This window comes from Rathayibacter sp. VKM Ac-2760 (assembly GCF_009834185.1).
Taxonomy (GTDB): Bacteria; Actinomycetota; Actinomycetes; order Actinomycetales; family Microbacteriaceae; genus Rathayibacter.
Map to the genome: position 1 here is coordinate 1,951,259 of NZ_CP047173.1, position 18,282 is coordinate 1,969,540.

Genomic DNA, 18,282 nt, shown 5'->3' on the forward strand with positions numbered 1-18,282 from the left:
CCTGCGGGTCAGCGTCTTGACGATCCCTCCTAGCCGGGTCAATCCGGCCCGGCGCTTCTGTAGGCGCGGCGGCGGTCTGCGGGTGTTCCCGTGGGCGCTTCTGAATGAAGCCCGACCGAGGCGCATCCATCGACGTTGGTCTACGGCAATCTCTTTCCGCCTTTCCAGCTCGCGATACCTCGGCGACGCCGGTACTAGGCCCACCATCCAGTGGCTCGTTCTCGCTCGATATCCGGCTGAGTGCTCTGGGTGAGCTGCGCACTGATCAGGGCTTCGACGGGAGATCGGTCTGTTCGGGCGTGACCCCGACGGTACTGATCGCGCAGTTGGAGTGCTCGGAGCGACAGCTCGCGAAGTTCTACAACCGGCGCGCCGACCGCGACGGCGACGCCAAGCGCGGCGCCTACGACGACCACGTGAACCGGCTCTACAGCCGAAGCACTCCCCATCTGACGACCACGAAGGAGACCGACCGATGACCTCTCGACACCCGCGACGGCTGCCCGCCGCGCTGGCGACCCTCGCCCTGGCCGGCGTTCTGCTCGGGACCGCCGGGCCGGCTCAGGCGCACGATCAGCTGATCAGCAGCACTCCCGGCTCCGGCGAGCACTTCACGAACTCGCCCGCGGAGGTGACGCTGACGTACTCCGAGGACGTCCTCACGATCGGCGCGCTCGTCCTCGTCACCGACATGGACGGCATCGATCACGTCTCCGGGCCGGTCGAGCTGGCTGACTCCCGGGTCACGGCGCCGCTCGAGCCGGCGCTGCCTAGCGGCTCGTACGACCTGAAGTGGCGGGTCGTCTCCGCCGACGGGCACCCCATCAGCGGCATCGTCCCCTTCACCGTGGGCGACGGCGCGTCCTCGCAGTCCGCCGCCCTTGCGGAACCGACACCGACCGCCTCGCCGACCGTCGTCGCGGCCGTTTCGACGCAGACCGCGCCGGACGTCCTGCGGCCCGCTCTGATCGGCCTGGCCGGCGCCGTGCTCGCCGTCGCCCTCTTCCTCGCATTCACCCGCCGACGCGGGCGACCCTCGACCACCACCAGAGACCGGCCGTCGTCGTGACGACCGGCATCCTCCACCCACCGCACCACCTCACAGGAAGGCGCCACAGCATGCGCACTCGTCACTTCACCACCCTCACCGCCCTCTCGGCCGCGGCCCTGCTCGCCCTGACCGGCTGCAGCGCCGGAGCCTCCGGCACCACCGCCGAAATCACGCCCGCCGGATCGGAGGTGAGCATCACCGACGGCTGGGTGAAGGCCGCCGACTCCGGCATGTCCGCCGCATTCGGCGAGCTGGAGAACACCGGCACCGAGGACGTGACCGTCGTCTCCGCGACCTCTGCCGCGTCCTCCGAGCTCGAGCTGCACGAGACGGTCGCGAACGAGTCGGGCGAGATGGTGATGCGCGCGAAGGAGAACGGCTTCACGATCCCGGCCGGCGGCAGCCTCGACCTGGCCCCGGGCGGAAACCACATCATGCTGATGGACCTGACCGAGCCGATCGTCGCCGGCGACGAGGTCACCGTGACTCTCACCTTCTCGGACGACTCCACGACGGAGTTCACCGTCCCCGCGCGCGACTACGCCGGCGCGAACGAGAACTACGAGGGCGGCGACATGGACATGGACATGGACATGGGCGGCGAGGGCTGATGAGCAAGGACCGCGACCCCGACCACGACGCTGACGAGCGCCCACGCAGCGCCGTCAGCCGGCGACGGCTCCTCCTCGGCGGGGCCGTCGCCGGCATCGGCGCGGCCGGCGCGATCGGCGCCGACCAGCTGCTCGGCCGCAGCGGCACTCCCTCCGCCGCAGCCGCGGCGCTGAACGGCGACGAGACGATCCCCTTCCACGGTGCGCATCAGGCGGGGATCGCCGCGACGCCGCAGGCGCATGCGACGTTCGTCGCCCTCGATCTGCGTGAGAGCACCGATCGGGACGGGCTGCGGCGGATGCTGCGGATCCTGTCTGACGACGCCGCCCGCCTTACGCAGGGGCAGCCGGCGCTGGCCGACTCCGAGCCCGAGCTCGGCGTCGTGCCCGCACGCCTCACGGTGACCTTCGGGTTCGGGCCGCGGCTCGTGTCCCTCGCGGCGGGGGAGGAGGCGAAGCCGGCCTGGCTGGCACCGCTGCCCGCGTTCGGGATCGACCGGCTCGAGGAGCAGTGGAACGACGGGGACCTGCTGCTGCAGTTCCACGCCGACGACGCATTCACGATCGCGCACGCGCTGCGGATGCTGCTGAAGAACACCCGCACCTTCGCGAGCGTCCGCTGGACCCAGACCGGGTTCCGCCGCGCGCACGGATCGGAGAAGGCCGGCACCACGATGCGGAACCTGTTCGGCCAGGTCGACGGGACCGTCAACCCGCGGCCCGAGGACGTCGACTTCGACGAGCTCGTCTGGGTCCGCGACGGCTGGCTCGCCGGCGGCACCGGGCTGGTGCTGCGCCGCATCCGGATGGACCTGGACAAGTGGGACCGCCTGGACCGCAGCGGCCGCGAGCAGTCCGTCGGCCGGACCCTCGCGAACGGCGCACCCCTCACCGGGACGGCGGAGACCGACGAGCCCGACTTCGAGGCGACGACCGCCATCGGCTTCCCGGTGATCCCGGAGTTCTCGCACATGAGACGAGCCCGCTCGGAGAACACCGCCGAACGCTTCCACCGCCGCGCCTACAACTACGACGACACCCCGACCGGTGAGGAGATCTCCAACTCCGGGCTGATCTTCGCCGCGTACCAGGCCGACGTCACCAAGCAGTTCGTGCCGATCCAGAAGCGCCTGGACGAGCTGGACCTGCTCAACGAGTGGACCACGCCGATCGGCTCCGCCGTCTTCGCGATCCCACCGGGCTGCGCCGAGGGCGGCTACATCGGCGACACCCTCCTCTGACCCGCGCCAGCACCCGTTCGAGCATCGAAGGACCAGCACCATGACCACCACCGCCACGAAACCCCGCGACTCCGCCGACACCCCACCCCCGCCACAACGGCGCAAGGGCGGGTGGTTCGGGCAGCTGCTGCTGCGACTGCACTTCTACGCCGCCCTGTTCGTCGGACCGTTCATCCTCGTCGCCGCCGGCAGCGGCGCGCTCTACGCGCTCACCCCCCAGCTCGAGCAGGTCGTCTACGCCCAGGAGCTGCACGCCCCCGAAGCCGACAGCTACCTCCCACTGGCCGACCAGATTGACGCGGCCGACGACTACTCGGGAGGCGGGCAGAGCATCGCCGCCGTCCGCCCCGCCCCGAACCCCGGCGACACCACCCGGGTGATGTACGCGGACCCCTCCCTCGGCGCCAGCGAGACCCGCGCAATCTTCATCGACCCGGCCACCGCCGACGTCCGCGGCGACCTCACCGCCTACGGCACCAGCGGCGCCCTGCCGCTGCGCACCTGGGTCAGCGACCTACACCGCACCCTCCACCTCGGCGACGTCGGCCGCTACTACAGCGAGCTCGCCGCCTCCTGGCTCGGCGTCGTCGCCCTCGCAGGCCTGGGCCTGTGGATCATTCGGATCCGCCGCGCCCGCGTCAAGAAGGACCTGCTGCGCCCCGCGCCGAGGACCACCGGCTACAGGCGCCTGTTCTCCTGGCACGCCTCCACCGGCATCTGGCTCCTGGTCGGCGCACTGTTCCTCTCGACCACCGGCATCACATGGTCGCTGTACGGAGGCGGGAACTTCGAGACCCTCCGCTCCGCCGTCGGCTGGACCACACCCTCGCTGGGGACGACGCTCGGCGACCGGACCGGCGAGGTGGCCGACGAGCACGCCGGACACGCCGGACACGGCGCGGCCACCGGCGACGCCGTCGAGTCGACGGCGGGCTACTCGCCGGCCGCCTACGACTCGGTGCTCTCGGTCGCCCGCGAGGTCAACGTGAACACCGGACTGGTCGAGATCCGGCCGCCCGCGGACCAGGGATCGGCCTGGGTCGTGCAGGAGATCCAGCGCAGCTTCCCGACCGAGGTCGACGGCGTCGCGATCGACGGGAGCACGATGCAGGTCGTCGACCGGGTCGACTTCGCCGATTTCGGCCTCGTCGCCAAGCTCTCCCGCTGGGGCATCGACACCCACATGGGCTCGATGTTCGGGCTGCCCAACCAGCTGCTGCTGTTCGTCACCGCAGCCGGCATCGCCACGATGGTCGTGCTCGGCTACCTGATGTGGTGGAAGCGCCGCCCCACGCGCGACCCGCAACGGCGGGTAGGAAACGCACCCGAGCGAGGCGCGCTTCGTCGCGCCCCATGGTGGGGCACCGCCGCCGTGCTGCTCGTCGCCGCCGCAATCGGACTGTTCCTGCCGCTACTCGGCGCCAGCCTCGCGGCCTTCGTCCTCATCGACACGCTGCTCGGGCTCAACGCCAGACGGCGGCCCGCCGGAGCGACGAACCAGCGGTAACAACCATGCTGCGGCGTCGCTTTCACGTCAGGAAAGCGATGCCGCAGCGAGTACCTTCGGCGCTCGAGAGCAACGGTGCCACTTGCGCGCCGCCCCGGCGTCCGGAGACGATCTTCGCGCGGGACCGCTCCCGGACCGTGTGCCGACCTGGTCGGTGTCCCCTGAGTGGGGGTACCGCGCATGCCCAAGATGAGGAATCGGAGCAGGTCGCTCTGTCACGATGACGGCGTGCTCATTCGCTGGTCGGATCAGCGGTGACCGACGACGACGCCGCTGAGCTCTGCGCTCTCATCTCGCGCGTCGCGGAAGGCGACCATCGCGCTTTAGCGCGTCTCTACGACCTCACGATCAGGGATGTGCTCGGGATCACCACGTCCGTCCTACGCGATCGCTCGCTCGCGCAGGAGGTGACTCAGGAGGTCTACCTCGAGGTGTGGCGTCAAGCGCGCCGCCTGGATCCTGATCGGGCGCCGCACAATCTGCTACGGCAGATGGCGAAGCGGCGCGCGATCGACCGCGCACGTTCAGTGCAGTCCGATCGCCTGCGTGATCATGAGTACGCCGTGCGGAGCCAGGAGTCGCCATACGACCAGCCGGCAGAGTACAGCGAGATCCGTTTGTCGTACGCTCCGGTCGCGGATGCTATCCGGCGACTCTCGCACATTCATCACGACGTCCTCTTCCTCGCCTTCGTCCGCGGCTACAGCCACAGCCAGATCGCCGAGGAACTGCAGATCCCGCTCGGCACGGTCAAGTCGCGCCTGCGCGACACCTTCCACCGGTTGCGCCGCCAGAGCTCCGGCCATCTGCTGGCCGACGAAGAAGCTTTCACGGCTGAAGCCTCTTCCTAACAGCAGCCGGGCGCTTCAGGATGACGCCGACGACGGCACGGCAAGTCCGCGCGATGTACGACGAGAAGACCTACGCGATACAGCAAATCGAGACCTTCGATGTCTCTCGCGGCACCATCTACCGCCACCTCGCCTAGCACCACTAATTGCCACCGCGACGAGCGTCGCGGTTCACGGACCGAGCGGACGCCGACCTTCGGCCGGCGCGGTGCTGAGCGCTACGCGCATTTTTGCCTGGAAGCCTTCGGCAGCGTACGGGCCTGCGGCGTCCACGCAAGCCGCTGCGCGGCCGGCTCCTCCCAGGTTCTCGGCACGCGGTCGCCGCGCTCCCTCACATCGCGCCGACAACCTCTCCTCCGCCGCCCTCCGGGTTGCGCTCCCACCTCCGACCCTGCTCGGCACTACGTGCCTTCCAGGCAAAAAACGCTGGGGGAGAAGGAAGAACAGACGAGCCAGACCACTCCCGCTGGCTTGACAAATCTGATTGAGAATCACGGCGAGGAAACCGGAGACCAGCGCTGCGACCGTCACGGTCGACACGGTGGTGCGAAGCGTCTGAATCGTGCTGCCCCTCGAGTAGGTCGAATGGCGGGGAGCGTATCAGCGCAGGTGCTGGCTGCGCCGTGCTACCGGTCCCGGACGGGGATGGTTGTGGGGGGCGCAATGCCGGAAAGGCGGCGCGTTCAGCGGATTTCTGTGATGAGCCCCGGCCTTCAGCGCTAATTGCTCGAAGTGTCGGCAGATGGAGTGTCCTCGACAGTGATCTTGGGAATCAAGTCGGGGTACCCCCGCAGTTCGAGGTATCTGGTCAGGGTGCCGATGTAACGCCGGCGGTGCGGTGTCGTCACGTGTCGTTCGATGATCCTTCGAGCCTGCGCTTCGTCGCCTCGGGCGCGATAGAGGTCTGCGATGTCGAGTTCGCCTGCCGGCGAGACGGAACCAGGGTCCTGCTCGAAGTCTGCAGAGATCTTCTGGGCCGTCGAGTAGCGGTCCAACCACGGCAGACCGAGGTCTCGCACCACCGTGGCCGCCTTCGCGGTTGCATCAGGGTCGTCGAGAGGCCACCAGAGGCCCGATGAATTCGGAACCATCAGCTCGCCCATGGTCCGGCGGAGATGGCAGTTGTAATCGTTGATCCAGGAGCTCCGCGGAGAATGCGAGCGGTTCATGTTGGGGACGTGGACACCGAACTCGATGCGGAACGTTCCGTACAGGCGCTCACGAAATCCTGGAATGTCGGTCCACGCTGGGGGCTCCTTCGGCGCCATCCAGAAGAAGACGAGGTGGACGAGCCCGTCGCTCGCGACACGGTTGAAGCTGTGGCGGCGTTTTCGGAAACCAGCCTCTTTGAGTAGCGAGGCGCTACCCGCGACGATCTCGACCATCCGATCTGCCTGAGGCGTCTGGTCGACCATGGGGTCATCGTGGCCACCTGCTGCCGCGCCGTATGAGGATGGCCCAGTGCGACGGATCCATCGTCCCATCGCAGATCGAGCGCGGTCACTCATCGCCAGATGACTCGTCGTTCTGTTGCACTCACACTTCTGCTGGCCGTCGTGGGCACCATGACCGCGTGCGCGCCGGAGCCCGCCGATCGCGTTCAGCCCACCCAGTAGCGCTCGAATCGTCAGGCTGCCATCGACGCGGAAGATCCCCGAGTCCGCAACAGGCACGGTCGTGACGGGCACGACCACTGTCCAGACCGTCGATTGCGGCGACGGTCCGCTCGACATCGACCCGGCCTCCCTCGGCACCGATCCGATCGACCTCGTCGGGGTGAAGACGACTGACGCCGATCACGAGACGGCTGGGTTCCTGACCGTGCGTGGGGCGCAGAGCACGCCCTCACGGCGCACCGCTCATCACGAAATCCGGTGCGGTCACGTCGCAGGTGAAGCCTCTCGCGGTCCACAGCTCGAACATCCAGTCGGTCCACAACGCTGCGTCGTCGGGCACGCCCTCGATGTTCGAGTCGCGCTCCATGCCGGCGAACAAGGTCCACAGGTCAAGTCCCGTGAATCCGACCATCTTCTCCACGAATGCTCGCAGGGCGCGGTCGGCCGTCTCGGCGTCGTAGAGCAGTCTGATGTCGTCAGTCATGCGCGCTCACAGCGGGTATCCGAAGTAGCGTTCGAGCCAGCTCGGATGGCTCATCACGAGCGGCCCGTCGTACCGGCTCCAGAGCGATTCCTCGCGAGCGACCGTGAAGTCCAGGGCTTCGAGAGCTGCGGTCATCGGTCGCAGGTCCTCGGGGTCGGCGAGGGCATCGAACTCCTCCCGCGAGTACGCTCCCGGTCTCTCGAGCGCGATGAAGCAGAGGTCTCCATGCCGACTGATGCAGATGACGAGGTCGGCCGAGGTGCGGTTCGCCGCTCCGTCCACTGTCACGTGAGTGAAGGTCGCGGAGTCCTGCCAGTCCCGGAGTGGACCGTCGACCGACACGGCGCCGGGGAAGCTCTCCTCGATCAGTGCGGCGAGCGCGTTCACTTTCGCTGCCAGTCGCGGACCGTCGAAGTCGACCGGCTCATCACGCCCAGGCCCGTCCAGCTCGCGCAAGCGGCGCTCGAGCGCCGTCCCCTCCCACAACACCGCCGAAGTCTCCACCATGCCGTCGCCCCGGCGCCACTGCTGTCGCCCGCTGGAGCAGGCCGGAATGCGCATCCGCTGTCTCGAGAGGAGATGGTCAGCCGGACGCGAAGGCGGAGTCAGCGCAGAGGGTCGACGTGGACGCTCGAGCTCCCGGCTCGACCGGCCTGCGTTCGCTCCACTCTCACGATCCGGGTCGGATCGAGTTCGGCGGGAGTGTCGAGGACGTAGCTGGCGAGCACCGAGCTCTCCGAGCACGCTGCCTTCTCTTGCAGCTTCGTCTCGATTCGGAGATGGTCGGGGGCCACGACCTCGAGAGCGACGGGCTCGTTCAGGCACTGACCGCTTCCGCCCGTGGTCATCGTGAAGGTGCTTCCGTCCCCCAGCCACTGAACCGCCTGACTGGAGGTCGGATTCGTGGGTCCGCCCCAGTAGCCGTATCGGTACACCGCGCCCGCGGGGGAGAAGGTCGATGCGACGCTCGGCGCGCTGGCGGACGGCGCCGGTTCAGGCCACACGTCCACGTGGTCCGCGAGGAGCCACAGGCCCGCTCCGGCTGCCACCGTCGACGCGGCGACGCGAAGAACCGTCGGGCGGCGACGGCTCTGCTGAGGGGACACAGGTCGATTCTGCCGTCGTGAAGGGTGATCTACGGACGGTCGAGTTCGGCGAGTCGACGGGCGTAGCGGTCCAGCTCGTTCCGCATCTGCTCGATCGACCTCGGCGTGAAGCGCCTCACCTGCAGGTCGAGGATCGCATCGGCCACCACGTCGCTGACCTCGAATGCTGCGGCGACGGCGGCCCTCTCGTCGTCGCGATCTCCCGCGACGTTCGCGCACACCCGGAGCAGCTTCTCGGGGTTCTCGACGGCTCTGATGAAGGCGTTGACGATCTCGGTACTCGTCACCAAGTTCTGGCGCTCTTCGTCGTCGTCCATGCGGTCACCGTATCGACCCGAAGCGATTCGAAGGCGAGCACTCGTCGCATCATCCACTCGTTCGAGTTCCGATCGGCCTGCGTCTCCGAGGAGGATCGTCCGGCGGGCGCCGGTGGAAGGGGGACGAGGACGAGGACCGCCGCCGCTGGAAGCGAGGGCGCTCACGGTGACGTCGACCGTCGCAGGGAAGTCGTCGTGATCGATCGTCTGCAGGCCGTCCAAGGTCCGTCCAAGGTCCGTCCGAGGGCGATCAAGGCGAGACCGAGCGGGTCCGAGAGGCGAGCGCTGTCGCTCACTGGTCGTGTCGCCGCGTCGGCTCATCGGCGGAGGTGCAGCTGTAGTAGTCGAAGAGCTGGAGCCGGGAGGCGGCTGCTTCGTCGACGATCACGGTGGCGTGCCGGTGGAGCTGCAGCGCGGAGGCGGGGACGAAGGAGGTGAGCGGCCCCTCCACCGCGGCTGCGACGGCGTCGGCTTTCGAGCTGCCCTGGGCGACGAGGAGCAGTCGGCCGGCGTCGAGGATCGTTCCGATGCCCTGGGTCAGGCAGTGCGTCGGCACGAGCTCGGGGGCGTCGAAGAAGCGTGCGTTGTCGTCGCGCGTGCGGGGTGTGAGCGTCTTGAGGCGGGTGCGCGAGGCGAGCGACGAGGTCGGCTCGTTGAAGCCGATGTGCCCGTTCGCGCCGATGCCGAGGATCTGCAGGTCGATCCCGCCGGCGTCGAGGATCCGCTGCTCGTACCGGTCGGCCGCCGCGGCGAGGTCGTCGGCGCGGCCGTCGGGCACGTGCACCCGCCGGGGGTCGAGGCCGAGCGGCTCGACGACCTCGCGGGCGAGGACGCTCGCGTAGGACTCCGGGTGCTCGAGCGGGAGGCCGACGTACTCGTCGAGCGCGAAGCCGTGGACTCGGGAGAAGGAGACCTCTCCCGCTTCGACGAGGCGGCGCAGCTCGGCGTACACCCCCATCGGGCTCGAGCCGGTGGCGAGGCCGAGCACGGCCCCGGGATCGGCGCGGACGAGCGCGGCGATCGTGGATGCCGCGACGCGGCCGACCTCGTCGGCGGAGGGGAGGATGACGATCTCCATGGTGGGGTCCGATCAGTGGGAGGCGGGCTGGAGCGACGCCGCGCGGAGGCGGGCGAGGGCGAGGGCGCCCTCGACGGGCGGGCGGTCGAGGACGATCAGGCGGAGATCCGGGTCGAGGCGGGACCGGATGGCCTCCTGCAGGCGCGGCTGATGGACGATGACGCCGCCCGCGGCCACCACGACGGAGCCGACGGCGCCGCGGCGCCGGAGCGCGGCCACGCCCTCGGCGAGCCGCCGCGCGGAATGGTCGATCACCGCTCGGGCGACGACGGATCCCTGCTCCGCGGCCTGGAAGACGAGCGGGGCGAGCCGGCCCCACTCGGTGAGACCGGCCCGCGCGGAGACCGCGAGAGCCAGGTGCTCCAGGTCCGCGACGCCGTAGCTCCCGAGCAGCAGCGGACCCAGCACGTCGCCGCCCCGCCCGAGGTCCTCGTGCAGCAGCAGCTCGCGGACCGCCTCGCGGACCAGGGCGGGCGCGCTGCCGAAGTCGTTGAGCATCCAGCCGAAGCCGAACGCGCGCAGAGGCCGCCCGGCCCCGTCGCGGCCGAGCACGACGGCGCCGGTCCCGACGATCAGCTGCAGCGACGGCTGCCGGCCGAGCGCGGGCCCGAGCAGCTCGGCGTCGTTGACGACCTCGACGTGCGAGGTGCCGAGCCGGCCGACCAGAGCCTCCTGCGCCCGGCGCACCTGGGCCGGAGTGTCGACTCCGTTCAGGCCCGCGACGACCTGCGTCCGCGGTCCCACCGGGGCGAGCCCGCTGACCAGATCGGCGAGCCGGAGGAGGTTCTCGGGGTCGGAGAACACCGGTCCCGAGCGCCACTGGGCGGAGGGCACGACCAGGTCCTCACGCTGCCCGGCGTCGGACTCGACGGCGAGATGGGTCTTGGTGCCGCCGACGTCGATGCCGACGAGCGCGGCCTCGCGGTCCGTCATCGGCCGCGGACGCAGTCGTCGACGCGGACGAGGTCCCGGCCGCGGAGCGTGTAGAGCGCGCCGTCGGCATCGGCGGCGAGGTGCGGGCCGCTGTACCAGCCGCCGTTGATCGCCGGGACGACGACCGTGACGGCGAAGTTGCGCGGGTCGATGCGGAACAGGGTGGTGTCGCTGACGACGTAGACGCGGCCGCGGACGGTGGTCATCGCAGCGAAGCCGGGGCAGAGCGCGCTCTGGTCCGAGGTGTGCACGATGCTGCGGCTCGTGCGGTCGATGACGAGGACGATGCCCTTGACGGTGATCGCGAACAGGTACCGGCCGTGGTGGCTGAGCGCGGCGATGCCGGTCGCCTGTCCGGTCTCGAGGCGCCAGAGCTCGGTGCGGCTCGCGGGGTCCCACGCGACGACGGTCCCGCGGGGCCCGGTCTTCTGCGCGTTGTCCCCGCCGAGGTAGGCGACTCCGTCGACGGTGGTGACGGCACGGACCAGCTGCGCGGAGTCGATGGGGTTCACGGCGATCGTCGAGGCGCCGGTCACCGGGTCGTAGGTCCAGATCGAGCCGCCGCCCTCGGTGTCGGCCTGCGCCGCGACGAGCAGGAGCCCGCTGGACTCGTCGTACTCGGTGTCGAGGGGGCGGTTCTGCGCCTCGGGGAAGCGGGCGACCTGACGGATCGGGTCCGCGGAGGCGGGGTCGTAGGCCCAGATGCCCTGACCGCTGTACTGCCCGGTGTGCAGGACCCCGTCGATGACCTCCGCGTCCTTCGCCTCCCCGGGAGCCCGCAGATTCAGGACGGCACCGGTGGCGAGGTCGTGGCGGGCGATGCCGCCGTTGCCGCCGACGTAGGCGAAGCCGGCGCCGACCGCGATGCCCATGCAGGTCTGCGGTCCGACGGGGGCGCCGGCCTCGCCGAGGTCGATCAGCCGGTGGTCGGTGCCGGGCAGCGCGATCCGGGCGAGGAAGGCGTAGCCGGAGGTGGCGACGAGGTCGCCGTCGAGCGGGTCGAGCCCCCAGATCTCGCCCAGGTCCAGGCCGGCCAGGTCGAGCTGCTCGACGGTGCTCGCCGCGGTGTCCCAGGCGACGATGCCGGTCTCGTTGGCGGTGTAGACGGTGTCGTCGATCCGCGCGAAGCTCTTCGCGGTCTTGCCGATCGACAGCGCGGACGTGTACGAGGTGGGGTCCGCCAGCGACAGTGAGGCGAGGGTGCTCGGCCGGGCGGCGCCGGCAGTGGAGACGAGGAGCCGGTCGCCGTCGACGGCGAGCTCGCGGATGCTCGGATCGGCGGTCATCTCGGCCGGGGTGATGTTCGCGAAGGTCGCGCTCGCGCGGTCGAAGGCGTAGAGCGCAGCGCGGCTGGTGCCCGACCCGCCGCCGAGGGTGCTGCCGGCGCCGAAGTAGACGGCGGCGTCGGTGGCGGCCACGGCGCGTGCGAGGGTGACCGCCGGATCGGGGACGCCGAGGCTCGTGACGGCGGCGGTCGCGGGGTCGTACTGCCAGAGCGCGGGCGCCGTCGTCCCTCCACCGCCCACCGCGAAGAGGACGCCGTCGGGCGAGACGGCCAGGTCGCGCACGTCGCGGTCGCCGATCCTGCCGATCGGGATCGCCGGGACGGAGGGGGTCGCGAGGTCCCAGCGGAAGAGGTTCGGCTGCGTCCCGGCCGACTTCTGCAGGATCCCGATGTAGAGCAGCCCCCGGACCGGATCGAGGGCGAGCGCCTGGATGCTGTAGCCGTTGCCGACGGTCGTGGAGGCGGTGACGACTCCGGCGGCGACGTCGACGGCGATGACCCCGGTGGTCGGGAGGTTGCGGGAGCCGATGTAGGCGACGCCGTCCAGGAGCACGCTGCTCATCAGCGCGTACTGCTCGATGCCCGGGCCGAGCGGGACGATCCGCGGCGCCCGGCTGGAGTCTCGGGCGGTGTCGGCGTCGGCGGGGCCGGCGAGGGCGGTCAGGGCGACAGCCCCGCCGACGGCGCCGAGGACGGTGCGACGGGAGAGGAAGTGGTCGGTCATGGCGGTGACTCCTGAGGTCGGAAGGGTCGCTGGAGGACGGGCCGGGAGGCCCGCGGAGGATCGCCGGTTCAGGCGGTGACGGCGAACCGGGCGGGGGAGAGGCGGTGCGCGAGCGCGCGGCCGTCGGTGAGGCGGACGAGCTCCTCCAGCACCGACTCGGCGAGGCGGCCGAGCTCGGTGCCGTAGGACCCGGCGATGTGCGGCGTGAGCAGGGCTCGCTCCGAGGTGTAGAGCGGGTGGGCGGGGTCGAGGATCCAGGGCGAGGTGACGTCGAGGATCGCGTAGAGCTCCCCGGCGAGGACGCGGCGGGTGAGCGCGGCCTGGTCGACGATCTCGCCGCGCGCGGTGTTGATCAGGGTCGCGTCGGTGCGCATCCGGTCGATGCCGCGGGCGTTGACGAGGTTCCAGGTGGAGGGGAGGGACGGCGCATGGACCGAGACGACGTCGCTCGAGGCGAGCAGATCGTCCAGGTCGACCAGCTCGACGCCGAGCGCCGCGGCGCCGTCGCCGTCGAGGTAGGGGTCGTAGACGACGACCTCGAAGCGGTACGAGCGCAGCAGCCGGATGACGAGCCGGCCGATGGTGGAGGCGCCGATGATGCCGACCCGCTTGTCGAAGGCACCGAGGCCGGGGAAGTCGCGCTCGACGTCGATCTCGCGCCGCTGCTCCCGGTAGCGGCGAGCCAGCGGCAGGACCCGCTTGGCGGCGAGCACGATCATCGCCACGGTGTACTCCGCGACGGGGACCGCGTTCGCCGCGGCCGCGGTGCTGACCTGCACCCCGCGGAGCAGGACCTCCTCGGCGAGGTAGGGCTTCACGGTCCCGGCCGAGTGCAGGACCGCCTCCAGGTTCGGGATCGCGTCGAGGACGTCGGTGTCGAGCCGGGGGGAGCCCCAGCCGGTGATCAGGACGTCGACGTCGCCGAGGATCCGGCGCGACGACGCGGACGCGAACTCGCTGACGTGTCCGGCGACGTCCGCGACGGCGGCCACGGCGGCGAAGCGCTCGGCCGGGAAGATCCGGTCCAGGGCCGAGTCCGACATCGCGAACGCGACGCGCTTGCGGCCGCTCACTTGACGCTCCCGGCGCTGAGGCCCGCCCGCCAGAAGCGCTGCAGGAGGACGAACGCGAGGACCAGGGGCACGATCGAGAGGAAGGAGCCGGCGATCACGAGAGTCGAGAACTCGGGGTTCTGCTGCACCTGGCTCTGCCAGAGGGCGATGCCGACGCTGGAGGGGAAGAGGCTGCGGTCCTGGAGCATGATCAGCGGCAGCATGAAGTTGTTCCAGATGCCGACGAACTGGAAGAGCGCGATGGTGACGAAGCCCGGCAGCAGCATCGGGAGGCCGATCTGCAGGAAGCTCCTGACCGGTCCGGCGCCGTCGACGCGACCGGCCTCGAGGACCTCGCCCGGGAGGTAGCCGGCGCTGAAGACCCGGGCGAGGTAGACGCTGAAGGGGTTGCAGAAGGCGGGGATCAGCACGGCCCAGATCGTGTCCGTCGCGCCGATCGACGCGGCGAGGAGGTAGAGCGGGATCACGGTCGCGGTGTTGGGGATGAGGACGCCGACGAGGACGGCCGCGTAGAGCGGGCGGGAGCCGCGGAAGCGGAACTTGTCGAACGCGTAGCCGGCCATGAGGGCGACGAAGCCGCCCACCACGGCGCCGACGCCGGCGTAGAGGATGCTGTTGCCGAGCCAGCGGACGAAGATCCCGCCGTCCTGGCTGAGCACCCGGGTCAGGTTGGCGAGGAACTCGCCGCCGATCGAGAGAGCGTCGCCGGAGTACAGGCCGGAGGCGTCCTTGGTGACGGCGAAGACCAGCCAGAGCAGCGGGACGATCATGTAGGCGGCTCCGACGACGAGCAGCCCGTTGACGGTGAGCGACGCGGCGCGGGAGGGCCCGCGACGGCCGCGGCGGCGCGGTGCGGGAGGAGTCGGGGAGGCGGGGGCCGGGCGGTCGTGCACGGTGTCGATGACGGCGGTCACTGGCTGCGCTCCTTCGAGGTGAAGCGGGTCACGGCCCACGAGAGGACGCCGGCGAGGGCGGCGAGGACGATCGAGGCGGCGGCCGCCTCGGGCAGGTTGTTGCGGTTGAACGCGGCGTCGTAGGCCCACATGTTCGGCACCCAGGTGCTGGTGACCGCGGTGGTGGCCGAGGAGAGGATCCGCGGCTCGGTGAACAGCTGCAGAGAGCCGATCACCGTGAAGAGCAGGGCGACGCCGAGCGCGGGGGCGATCAGGGGGGCCTTGATCGAGAGCGCGGTGCGGATCCCGCCCGCCCCGTCGACCTTCGCGGCCTCGAGGACCTCCCCGGGAACCGACTGCAGGGCCGTGAACAGGATGATCACGTTGTAGCCCGCCCACTCCCAGATCGCGATGTTGACCATCGAGGGCAGCACGAGGTGCACGGAGAGGAAGTCGATCCCGATCCCGCCGGAGGCGAGCGCCTTCACGATCGGGCTCACCCCCGGGGTGTAGAGGTAAGCCCAGATCAGGGCCGCGATGACCCCCGGGACGGCGTGCGGGAGGAACAGCAGGAGCTGGAACGTGCGTCGGGCGAGGGTGACACCGGCGTCGAGCAGCAGCGCGAGGGAGAGGGCGACCACGAGGAGCGCCGGGACGTACAGCACGCAGTACAGCGCGAGGCGGCCGAAGCCCTCGAGGAAGCCCTGGTCGGAGAGGACGGCGACGTAGTTGCCGATCCCGACGAACTCGGTGGTCGAGCCACCGAAGCCGAGGCCGGAGCGGGACTGCGCGAACAGGCTCATCCCGATCGCGTAGACGACCGGGGCGATCATCGTGACGACGAAGAGGGCGAAGAAGGGCAGGAGGAAGATCGAGGCCGTCCGGCCTCCGGTGCCCGAGACGCCGCTCCGGCGCGGGCGGAGGGCCGAGGGCCGGCGCAGGAGAGTCACGACCGGGACTCCCTCGAGGAGGCGCTCGCCCGAGCGGAGGTCACTGGGAGACCTCGAGGCCGAGGCGCTCGAGACCGTCGACCGTGGCCGTCTGGGTGCTCTGCAGCGCCTCCGAGAGCGAGGGCTCGGCGGTCACCGAGTCCTTCAGCGCGGTGCTGGTGAGGTCGTAGCTCGGCCCCCACGCCCACGGAGCGAGCTCCGCCGAGGCCTCGTCGAACACCGCGTAGATGTCGTTCGCGTAGTAGTCGACCGGCGCGACGGACGCCGCGGCGTCGTTCAGCCCGGGATAGGCGAGATAGGCGGTGCCCACGGCGCCGCGCGCCTCGACCGCGGCGGTGGTCGTGGTCAGCCACTCGAGGAACACCGCGGCGGCGGCGGAGTCGTCGGTGCCCTCGGCGATCGCGAACCCCGTTCCGCCGCTCAGGGCTCCGCTGGGCTCGTCCCCCCACGAGGGCGGTGCGGCGGCGATCCACTTCCCGGCCTGGCCGGCGCCCTCGGTGCGGGTCTTCAGGCCGGAGGCGCTCCACGAGCCGCCGATCCAGCCGTTCACCGTCCCGTCGCCGAGGTCGGCCGTCCACTCGTCGCTGAACCCGAGCTGCTTCTTCACGAGGTCCTCGTCGATGAGGCGCTGCCAGAAGTCGGCGACCTTCTCGGAGGCCGCGTCGTCGATCGCCACGTTCCAGTGGTCGTCCTCGGCGGTGAACCACTCCGCGCCGGCCTGCCAGGCGAGCGGAGCGAGCGGGGGCTCGTTGGTGAAGTAGCTCGCGAGGTAGGCGTCGGGGTTCCAGGCCTTCACCGCGCGGGCAGCGTCCTCGAACTCCGCCCAGGTCGTCGGGACTCCGACCCCGGCCGCGTCCAGGACGTCCTGGCGGTACCACATGGTCAGCGGCGGTGCGTCATAGGGGAGGGCGTAGGAGTCGTCGCCGAACGTCACGAGGTTCTCGACCTGGTCGTCGTAGGCGGTGCGGACGTCCTCGCCGATCACGTCGTCCAGGGGCAGGACCTGGCCGGCCGCGACGAAGCTCGGCAGGCGGTCGTACTCGATGCCGACGACGTCCGGGCCGGTGCCGGAGGTGATCGCGGCGGCGAGCTTCGTGTAGCCGCCGTTCGCGCCGTTCGGGATCTCCTCGAACGCGACCGTGATGTCGTCCTGGCTCGCGTTGAAGGCCTCGACGACGTCGGCCATCCCGCTGAGGGACGACCAGAAGGTGACGTCGCCGGTGGGCGGCCCCTGCGGGGTGTCGGCAGCGGTCGAGCCCCCGGACGAGCAGCCGGCGAGGGCGATCGTCGTCGCCAGGGCGGCGGCGGCGAGGGGGAGGCGGCGGGTGCGCATGGTGTGCTCCTTCGGACGACAGCGGTCGGTGTGGATCGATCATCGATGCCCGGCCGCGACGCGACAAGGAGCGCAGCGTCAAACGCACATCAACGCACAGAGGCGGCTTCGCGGACCGTCGACTCCCGGACGACGAGAGCGGGCAGCAGGATCATCCGCACCACCGTGCGCGCGCGCTGGTCGCCGAGGCGCAGGCGGTCGACGCAGAGGCGCAGCGCGGTGTGGCCGAGCTCGTGCTTCGGAGGAGCGACCGCGGTCAGGGGGACCGCGGCCAGCGCGGAGATCTCGTCGTCGTAGGCGATGACGCCGAAGTCCTGCGGCACCCGCAGTCCGCGCTCCAGGACGAGGTCGGTGAAGGCCATCGAGTCGGCGTCGCCGAGCACGATCGCCGCGGTGACGCCGGCGCCGAGGCAGTCGTCGAGGAACGCGGTGAGCTCGGGGATCGAGACGCTCTGGCCGACCGGCGGATGCGAGAGCTCGCGCCGGAGGCGGTCGTCCTTCCTGCCGCCGCTCGCGGAGCGCATCGCGCGCTCGTAGCCGACGGCCAGCCCCGCGGCGGTCGCGACGGGACGCGCCGCGAGGGCGATGCGGTGGTGCCCCTGCTCGAGGAGGTGCCGGACCGCGATCTCGATGCCGTAGCTGTGATCGGAGCGGACGCACTCCAGCCGCGCGGCGATCGACTCCTCGATCGAGCGCTCGATGATCACGACCGGGAGGCCCGCGCGCTCGAGGAGATCGAGGAGCTCCGATCCTTCGCGCAGCGCGTCCCGCGGAGTGATCAGGAGAGCGTCGACGCCGCGATCGATGAGCCGCCGTGCCTGGCGCAGCTCCTCCGCCTCGGAGTAGCTGGTCGCCCCGACGACGAGGCGGCAGTTGAGCTCCCGCGCCGCCTGGCTGGCGCCCCGGATCACCTCGGGGAAGTAGTAGGTGCTCGTCGGCACGATCATCCCGATCGTCGCGACCGGTCGCTCCGCCGGGCGGACGGCCGTCGGATCGGCCCGGCTCTGCTGCTGCGCCGCGACCGCCGGCGACACTGCTCCGCCGTGCACCCGCACGAGCAGCCCGTCGGCCTCGAGCGCTCCGAGGTCGCGCCGCACCGTCATCTGCGACGTCCGGAACCGGAGGGCGAGTGCGGCGCTGGAGACCGATCCCCGGAGCTCCAGCTCGCGGAGGACGGCGTCTCGGCGTGCGGCGGCGACCATGGGCGACCTCCTGGGTGCGGCATCGGA

Annotated in this window: 19 protein-coding genes; 7 read left to right on the top strand and 12 right to left on the bottom strand. The window is 70.7% G+C overall.

All coding sequences use genetic code 11. The features are described 5' to 3' along the window. The first annotated feature begins 299 nt into the window (after window positions 1-299). The 7 genes from GSU72_RS08825 (at window position 300) to GSU72_RS08855 (ending at window position 5,398) form a co-directional block, all read left to right on the top strand. A complete protein-coding gene (locus GSU72_RS08825) occupies window positions 300-479 on the top strand; it encodes a hypothetical protein (RefSeq protein WP_159984679.1) in 180 nt (59 codons plus the stop codon). Then, window positions 476-1,069, top strand: coding sequence for a copper resistance protein CopC (locus tag GSU72_RS08830; RefSeq protein ID WP_159984680.1), 594 nt, complete (start codon window positions 476-478; stop codon window positions 1,067-1,069). The genes GSU72_RS08825 and GSU72_RS08830 overlap by 4 nt, the downstream gene beginning before the upstream one ends. 50 nt (window positions 1,070-1,119) lie before the next feature. After that, the gene (locus GSU72_RS08835) at window positions 1,120-1,662 is read left to right on the top strand and encodes a copper chaperone PCu(A)C (protein WP_159984681.1); all 543 of its coding nucleotides are present in this window, start codon (window positions 1,120-1,122) and stop codon (window positions 1,660-1,662) included. Further along, a complete protein-coding gene (locus GSU72_RS08840) occupies window positions 1,662-2,903 on the top strand; it encodes a Dyp-type peroxidase (RefSeq protein WP_159984682.1) in 1,242 nt (413 codons plus the stop codon). Before GSU72_RS08835 ends, GSU72_RS08840 begins: the two co-directional genes overlap by 1 nt. A 40-nt stretch (window positions 2,904-2,943) precedes the next feature. Continuing rightward, complete coding sequence (locus GSU72_RS08845; protein ID WP_159984683.1) at window positions 2,944-4,410, top strand: PepSY-associated TM helix domain-containing protein; 1,467 nt, start codon at window positions 2,944-2,946, stop codon at window positions 4,408-4,410. A gap of 254 nt (window positions 4,411-4,664) precedes the next feature. Next, window positions 4,665-5,261 (top strand): sigma-70 family RNA polymerase sigma factor, encoded by a 597-nt coding sequence (locus GSU72_RS08850; protein ID WP_159984684.1) that lies wholly within the window; start codon window positions 4,665-4,667, stop codon window positions 5,259-5,261. 20 nt (window positions 5,262-5,281) lie between these two features. Next, a complete protein-coding gene (locus GSU72_RS08855; RefSeq protein WP_159984685.1) occupies window positions 5,282-5,398 on the top strand; it encodes a helix-turn-helix domain-containing protein in 117 nt (38 codons plus the stop codon). 582 nt (window positions 5,399-5,980) lie between these two features. Here the strand turns inward: GSU72_RS08855 and GSU72_RS08860 are convergent. From GSU72_RS08860 to GSU72_RS08915, 12 genes are all read right to left on the bottom strand, one after another. Then, entirely contained in the window at window positions 5,981-6,676 is a 696-nt protein-coding gene (locus GSU72_RS08860; RefSeq protein ID WP_159984686.1) for a DUF4304 domain-containing protein, read from the bottom strand. A gap of 430 nt (window positions 6,677-7,106) precedes the next feature. After that, the gene (locus GSU72_RS08865; protein WP_159984687.1) at window positions 7,107-7,361 is read right to left on the bottom strand and encodes a hypothetical protein; all 255 of its coding nucleotides are present in this window, start codon (window positions 7,359-7,361) and stop codon (window positions 7,107-7,109) included. A 6-nt stretch (window positions 7,362-7,367) separates the two neighbouring features. Then, window positions 7,368-7,922: a hypothetical protein gene (locus GSU72_RS08870; RefSeq protein ID WP_159984688.1), complete on the bottom strand. Its 555-nt coding sequence runs from the start codon at window positions 7,920-7,922 to the stop codon at window positions 7,368-7,370. A gap of 574 nt (window positions 7,923-8,496) precedes the next feature. Beyond that, entirely contained in the window at window positions 8,497-9,006 is a 510-nt protein-coding gene (locus GSU72_RS08875) for a hypothetical protein (protein WP_159984689.1), read from the bottom strand. Between the two features lie 70 nt (window positions 9,007-9,076). Beyond that, window positions 9,077-9,862 carry a glucosamine-6-phosphate deaminase gene (nagB, locus tag GSU72_RS08880; RefSeq protein ID WP_159984690.1) on the bottom strand — a complete coding sequence of 262 codons (786 nt, stop codon included), beginning with the start codon at window positions 9,860-9,862 and terminating at the stop codon, window positions 9,077-9,079. Between the two features lie 12 nt (window positions 9,863-9,874). Beyond that, window positions 9,875-10,795 carry a hypothetical protein gene (locus tag GSU72_RS08885; protein ID WP_159984691.1) on the bottom strand — a complete coding sequence of 307 codons (921 nt, stop codon included), beginning with the start codon at window positions 10,793-10,795 and terminating at the stop codon, window positions 9,875-9,877. Beyond that, a complete protein-coding gene (locus GSU72_RS08890; RefSeq protein ID WP_159984692.1) occupies window positions 10,792-12,804 on the bottom strand; it encodes a hypothetical protein in 2,013 nt (670 codons plus the stop codon). Before GSU72_RS08890 ends, GSU72_RS08885 begins: the two co-directional genes overlap by 4 nt. 68 nt (window positions 12,805-12,872) lie before the next feature. Next, window positions 12,873-13,877 carry a hydroxyacid dehydrogenase gene (locus GSU72_RS08895; protein ID WP_244256050.1) on the bottom strand — a complete coding sequence of 335 codons (1,005 nt, stop codon included), beginning with the start codon at window positions 13,875-13,877 and terminating at the stop codon, window positions 12,873-12,875. Then, window positions 13,874-14,791, bottom strand: a complete 918-nt coding sequence (locus GSU72_RS08900; RefSeq protein ID WP_244256051.1) for a carbohydrate ABC transporter permease — start codon at window positions 14,789-14,791, stop codon at window positions 13,874-13,876. Before GSU72_RS08900 ends, GSU72_RS08895 begins: the two co-directional genes overlap by 4 nt. Beyond that, on the bottom strand, window positions 14,788-15,720 hold the full coding sequence (locus GSU72_RS08905; protein ID WP_244256052.1) for a sugar ABC transporter permease: 933 nt from the start codon (window positions 15,718-15,720) through the stop codon (window positions 14,788-14,790). The genes GSU72_RS08900 and GSU72_RS08905 overlap by 4 nt, the downstream gene beginning before the upstream one ends. Window positions 15,721-15,760: 40 nt before the next feature. Beyond that, a complete protein-coding gene (locus GSU72_RS08910) occupies window positions 15,761-17,053 on the bottom strand; it encodes a sugar ABC transporter substrate-binding protein (protein ID WP_159984693.1) in 1,293 nt (430 codons plus the stop codon). A gap of 89 nt (window positions 17,054-17,142) precedes the next feature. Beyond that, entirely contained in the window at window positions 17,143-18,255 is a 1,113-nt protein-coding gene (locus tag GSU72_RS08915) for a substrate-binding domain-containing protein (protein ID WP_159984694.1), read from the bottom strand. Between the last annotated feature and the right edge of the window lie 27 nt (window positions 18,256-18,282).

Coding starts and splice junctions, on each gene's coding strand:
- GSU72_RS08835 (WP_159984681.1), top strand. CDS start 1,120: ATGCGCACTCGTCACTTCACCACCCTCACCGCCCTCTCGGCCGCGGCC.
- GSU72_RS08845 (WP_159984683.1), top strand. CDS start 2,944: ATGACCACCACCGCCACGAAACCCCGCGACTCCGCCGACACCCCACCC.
- GSU72_RS08915 (WP_159984694.1), bottom strand. CDS start 18,255: ATGGTCGCCGCCGCACGCCGAGACGCCGTCCTCCGCGAGCTGGAGCTC.
- GSU72_RS08840 (WP_159984682.1), top strand. CDS start 1,662: ATGAGCAAGGACCGCGACCCCGACCACGACGCTGACGAGCGCCCACGC.
- GSU72_RS08860 (WP_159984686.1), bottom strand. CDS start 6,676: ATGGTCGACCAGACGCCTCAGGCAGATCGGATGGTCGAGATCGTCGCG.
- GSU72_RS08870 (WP_159984688.1), bottom strand. CDS start 7,922: ATGCGCATTCCGGCCTGCTCCAGCGGGCGACAGCAGTGGCGCCGGGGC.
- GSU72_RS08855 (WP_159984685.1), top strand. CDS start 5,282: ATGACGCCGACGACGGCACGGCAAGTCCGCGCGATGTACGACGAGAAG.
- GSU72_RS08865 (WP_159984687.1), bottom strand. CDS start 7,361: ATGACTGACGACATCAGACTGCTCTACGACGCCGAGACGGCCGACCGC.
- nagB (WP_159984690.1), bottom strand. CDS start 9,862: ATGGAGATCGTCATCCTCCCCTCCGCCGACGAGGTCGGCCGCGTCGCG.
- GSU72_RS08830 (WP_159984680.1), top strand. CDS start 476: ATGACCTCTCGACACCCGCGACGGCTGCCCGCCGCGCTGGCGACCCTC.
- GSU72_RS08890 (WP_159984692.1), bottom strand. CDS start 12,804: ATGACCGACCACTTCCTCTCCCGTCGCACCGTCCTCGGCGCCGTCGGC.
- GSU72_RS08885 (WP_159984691.1), bottom strand. CDS start 10,795: ATGACGGACCGCGAGGCCGCGCTCGTCGGCATCGACGTCGGCGGCACC.
- GSU72_RS08910 (WP_159984693.1), bottom strand. CDS start 17,053: ATGCGCACCCGCCGCCTCCCCCTCGCCGCCGCCGCCCTGGCGACGACG.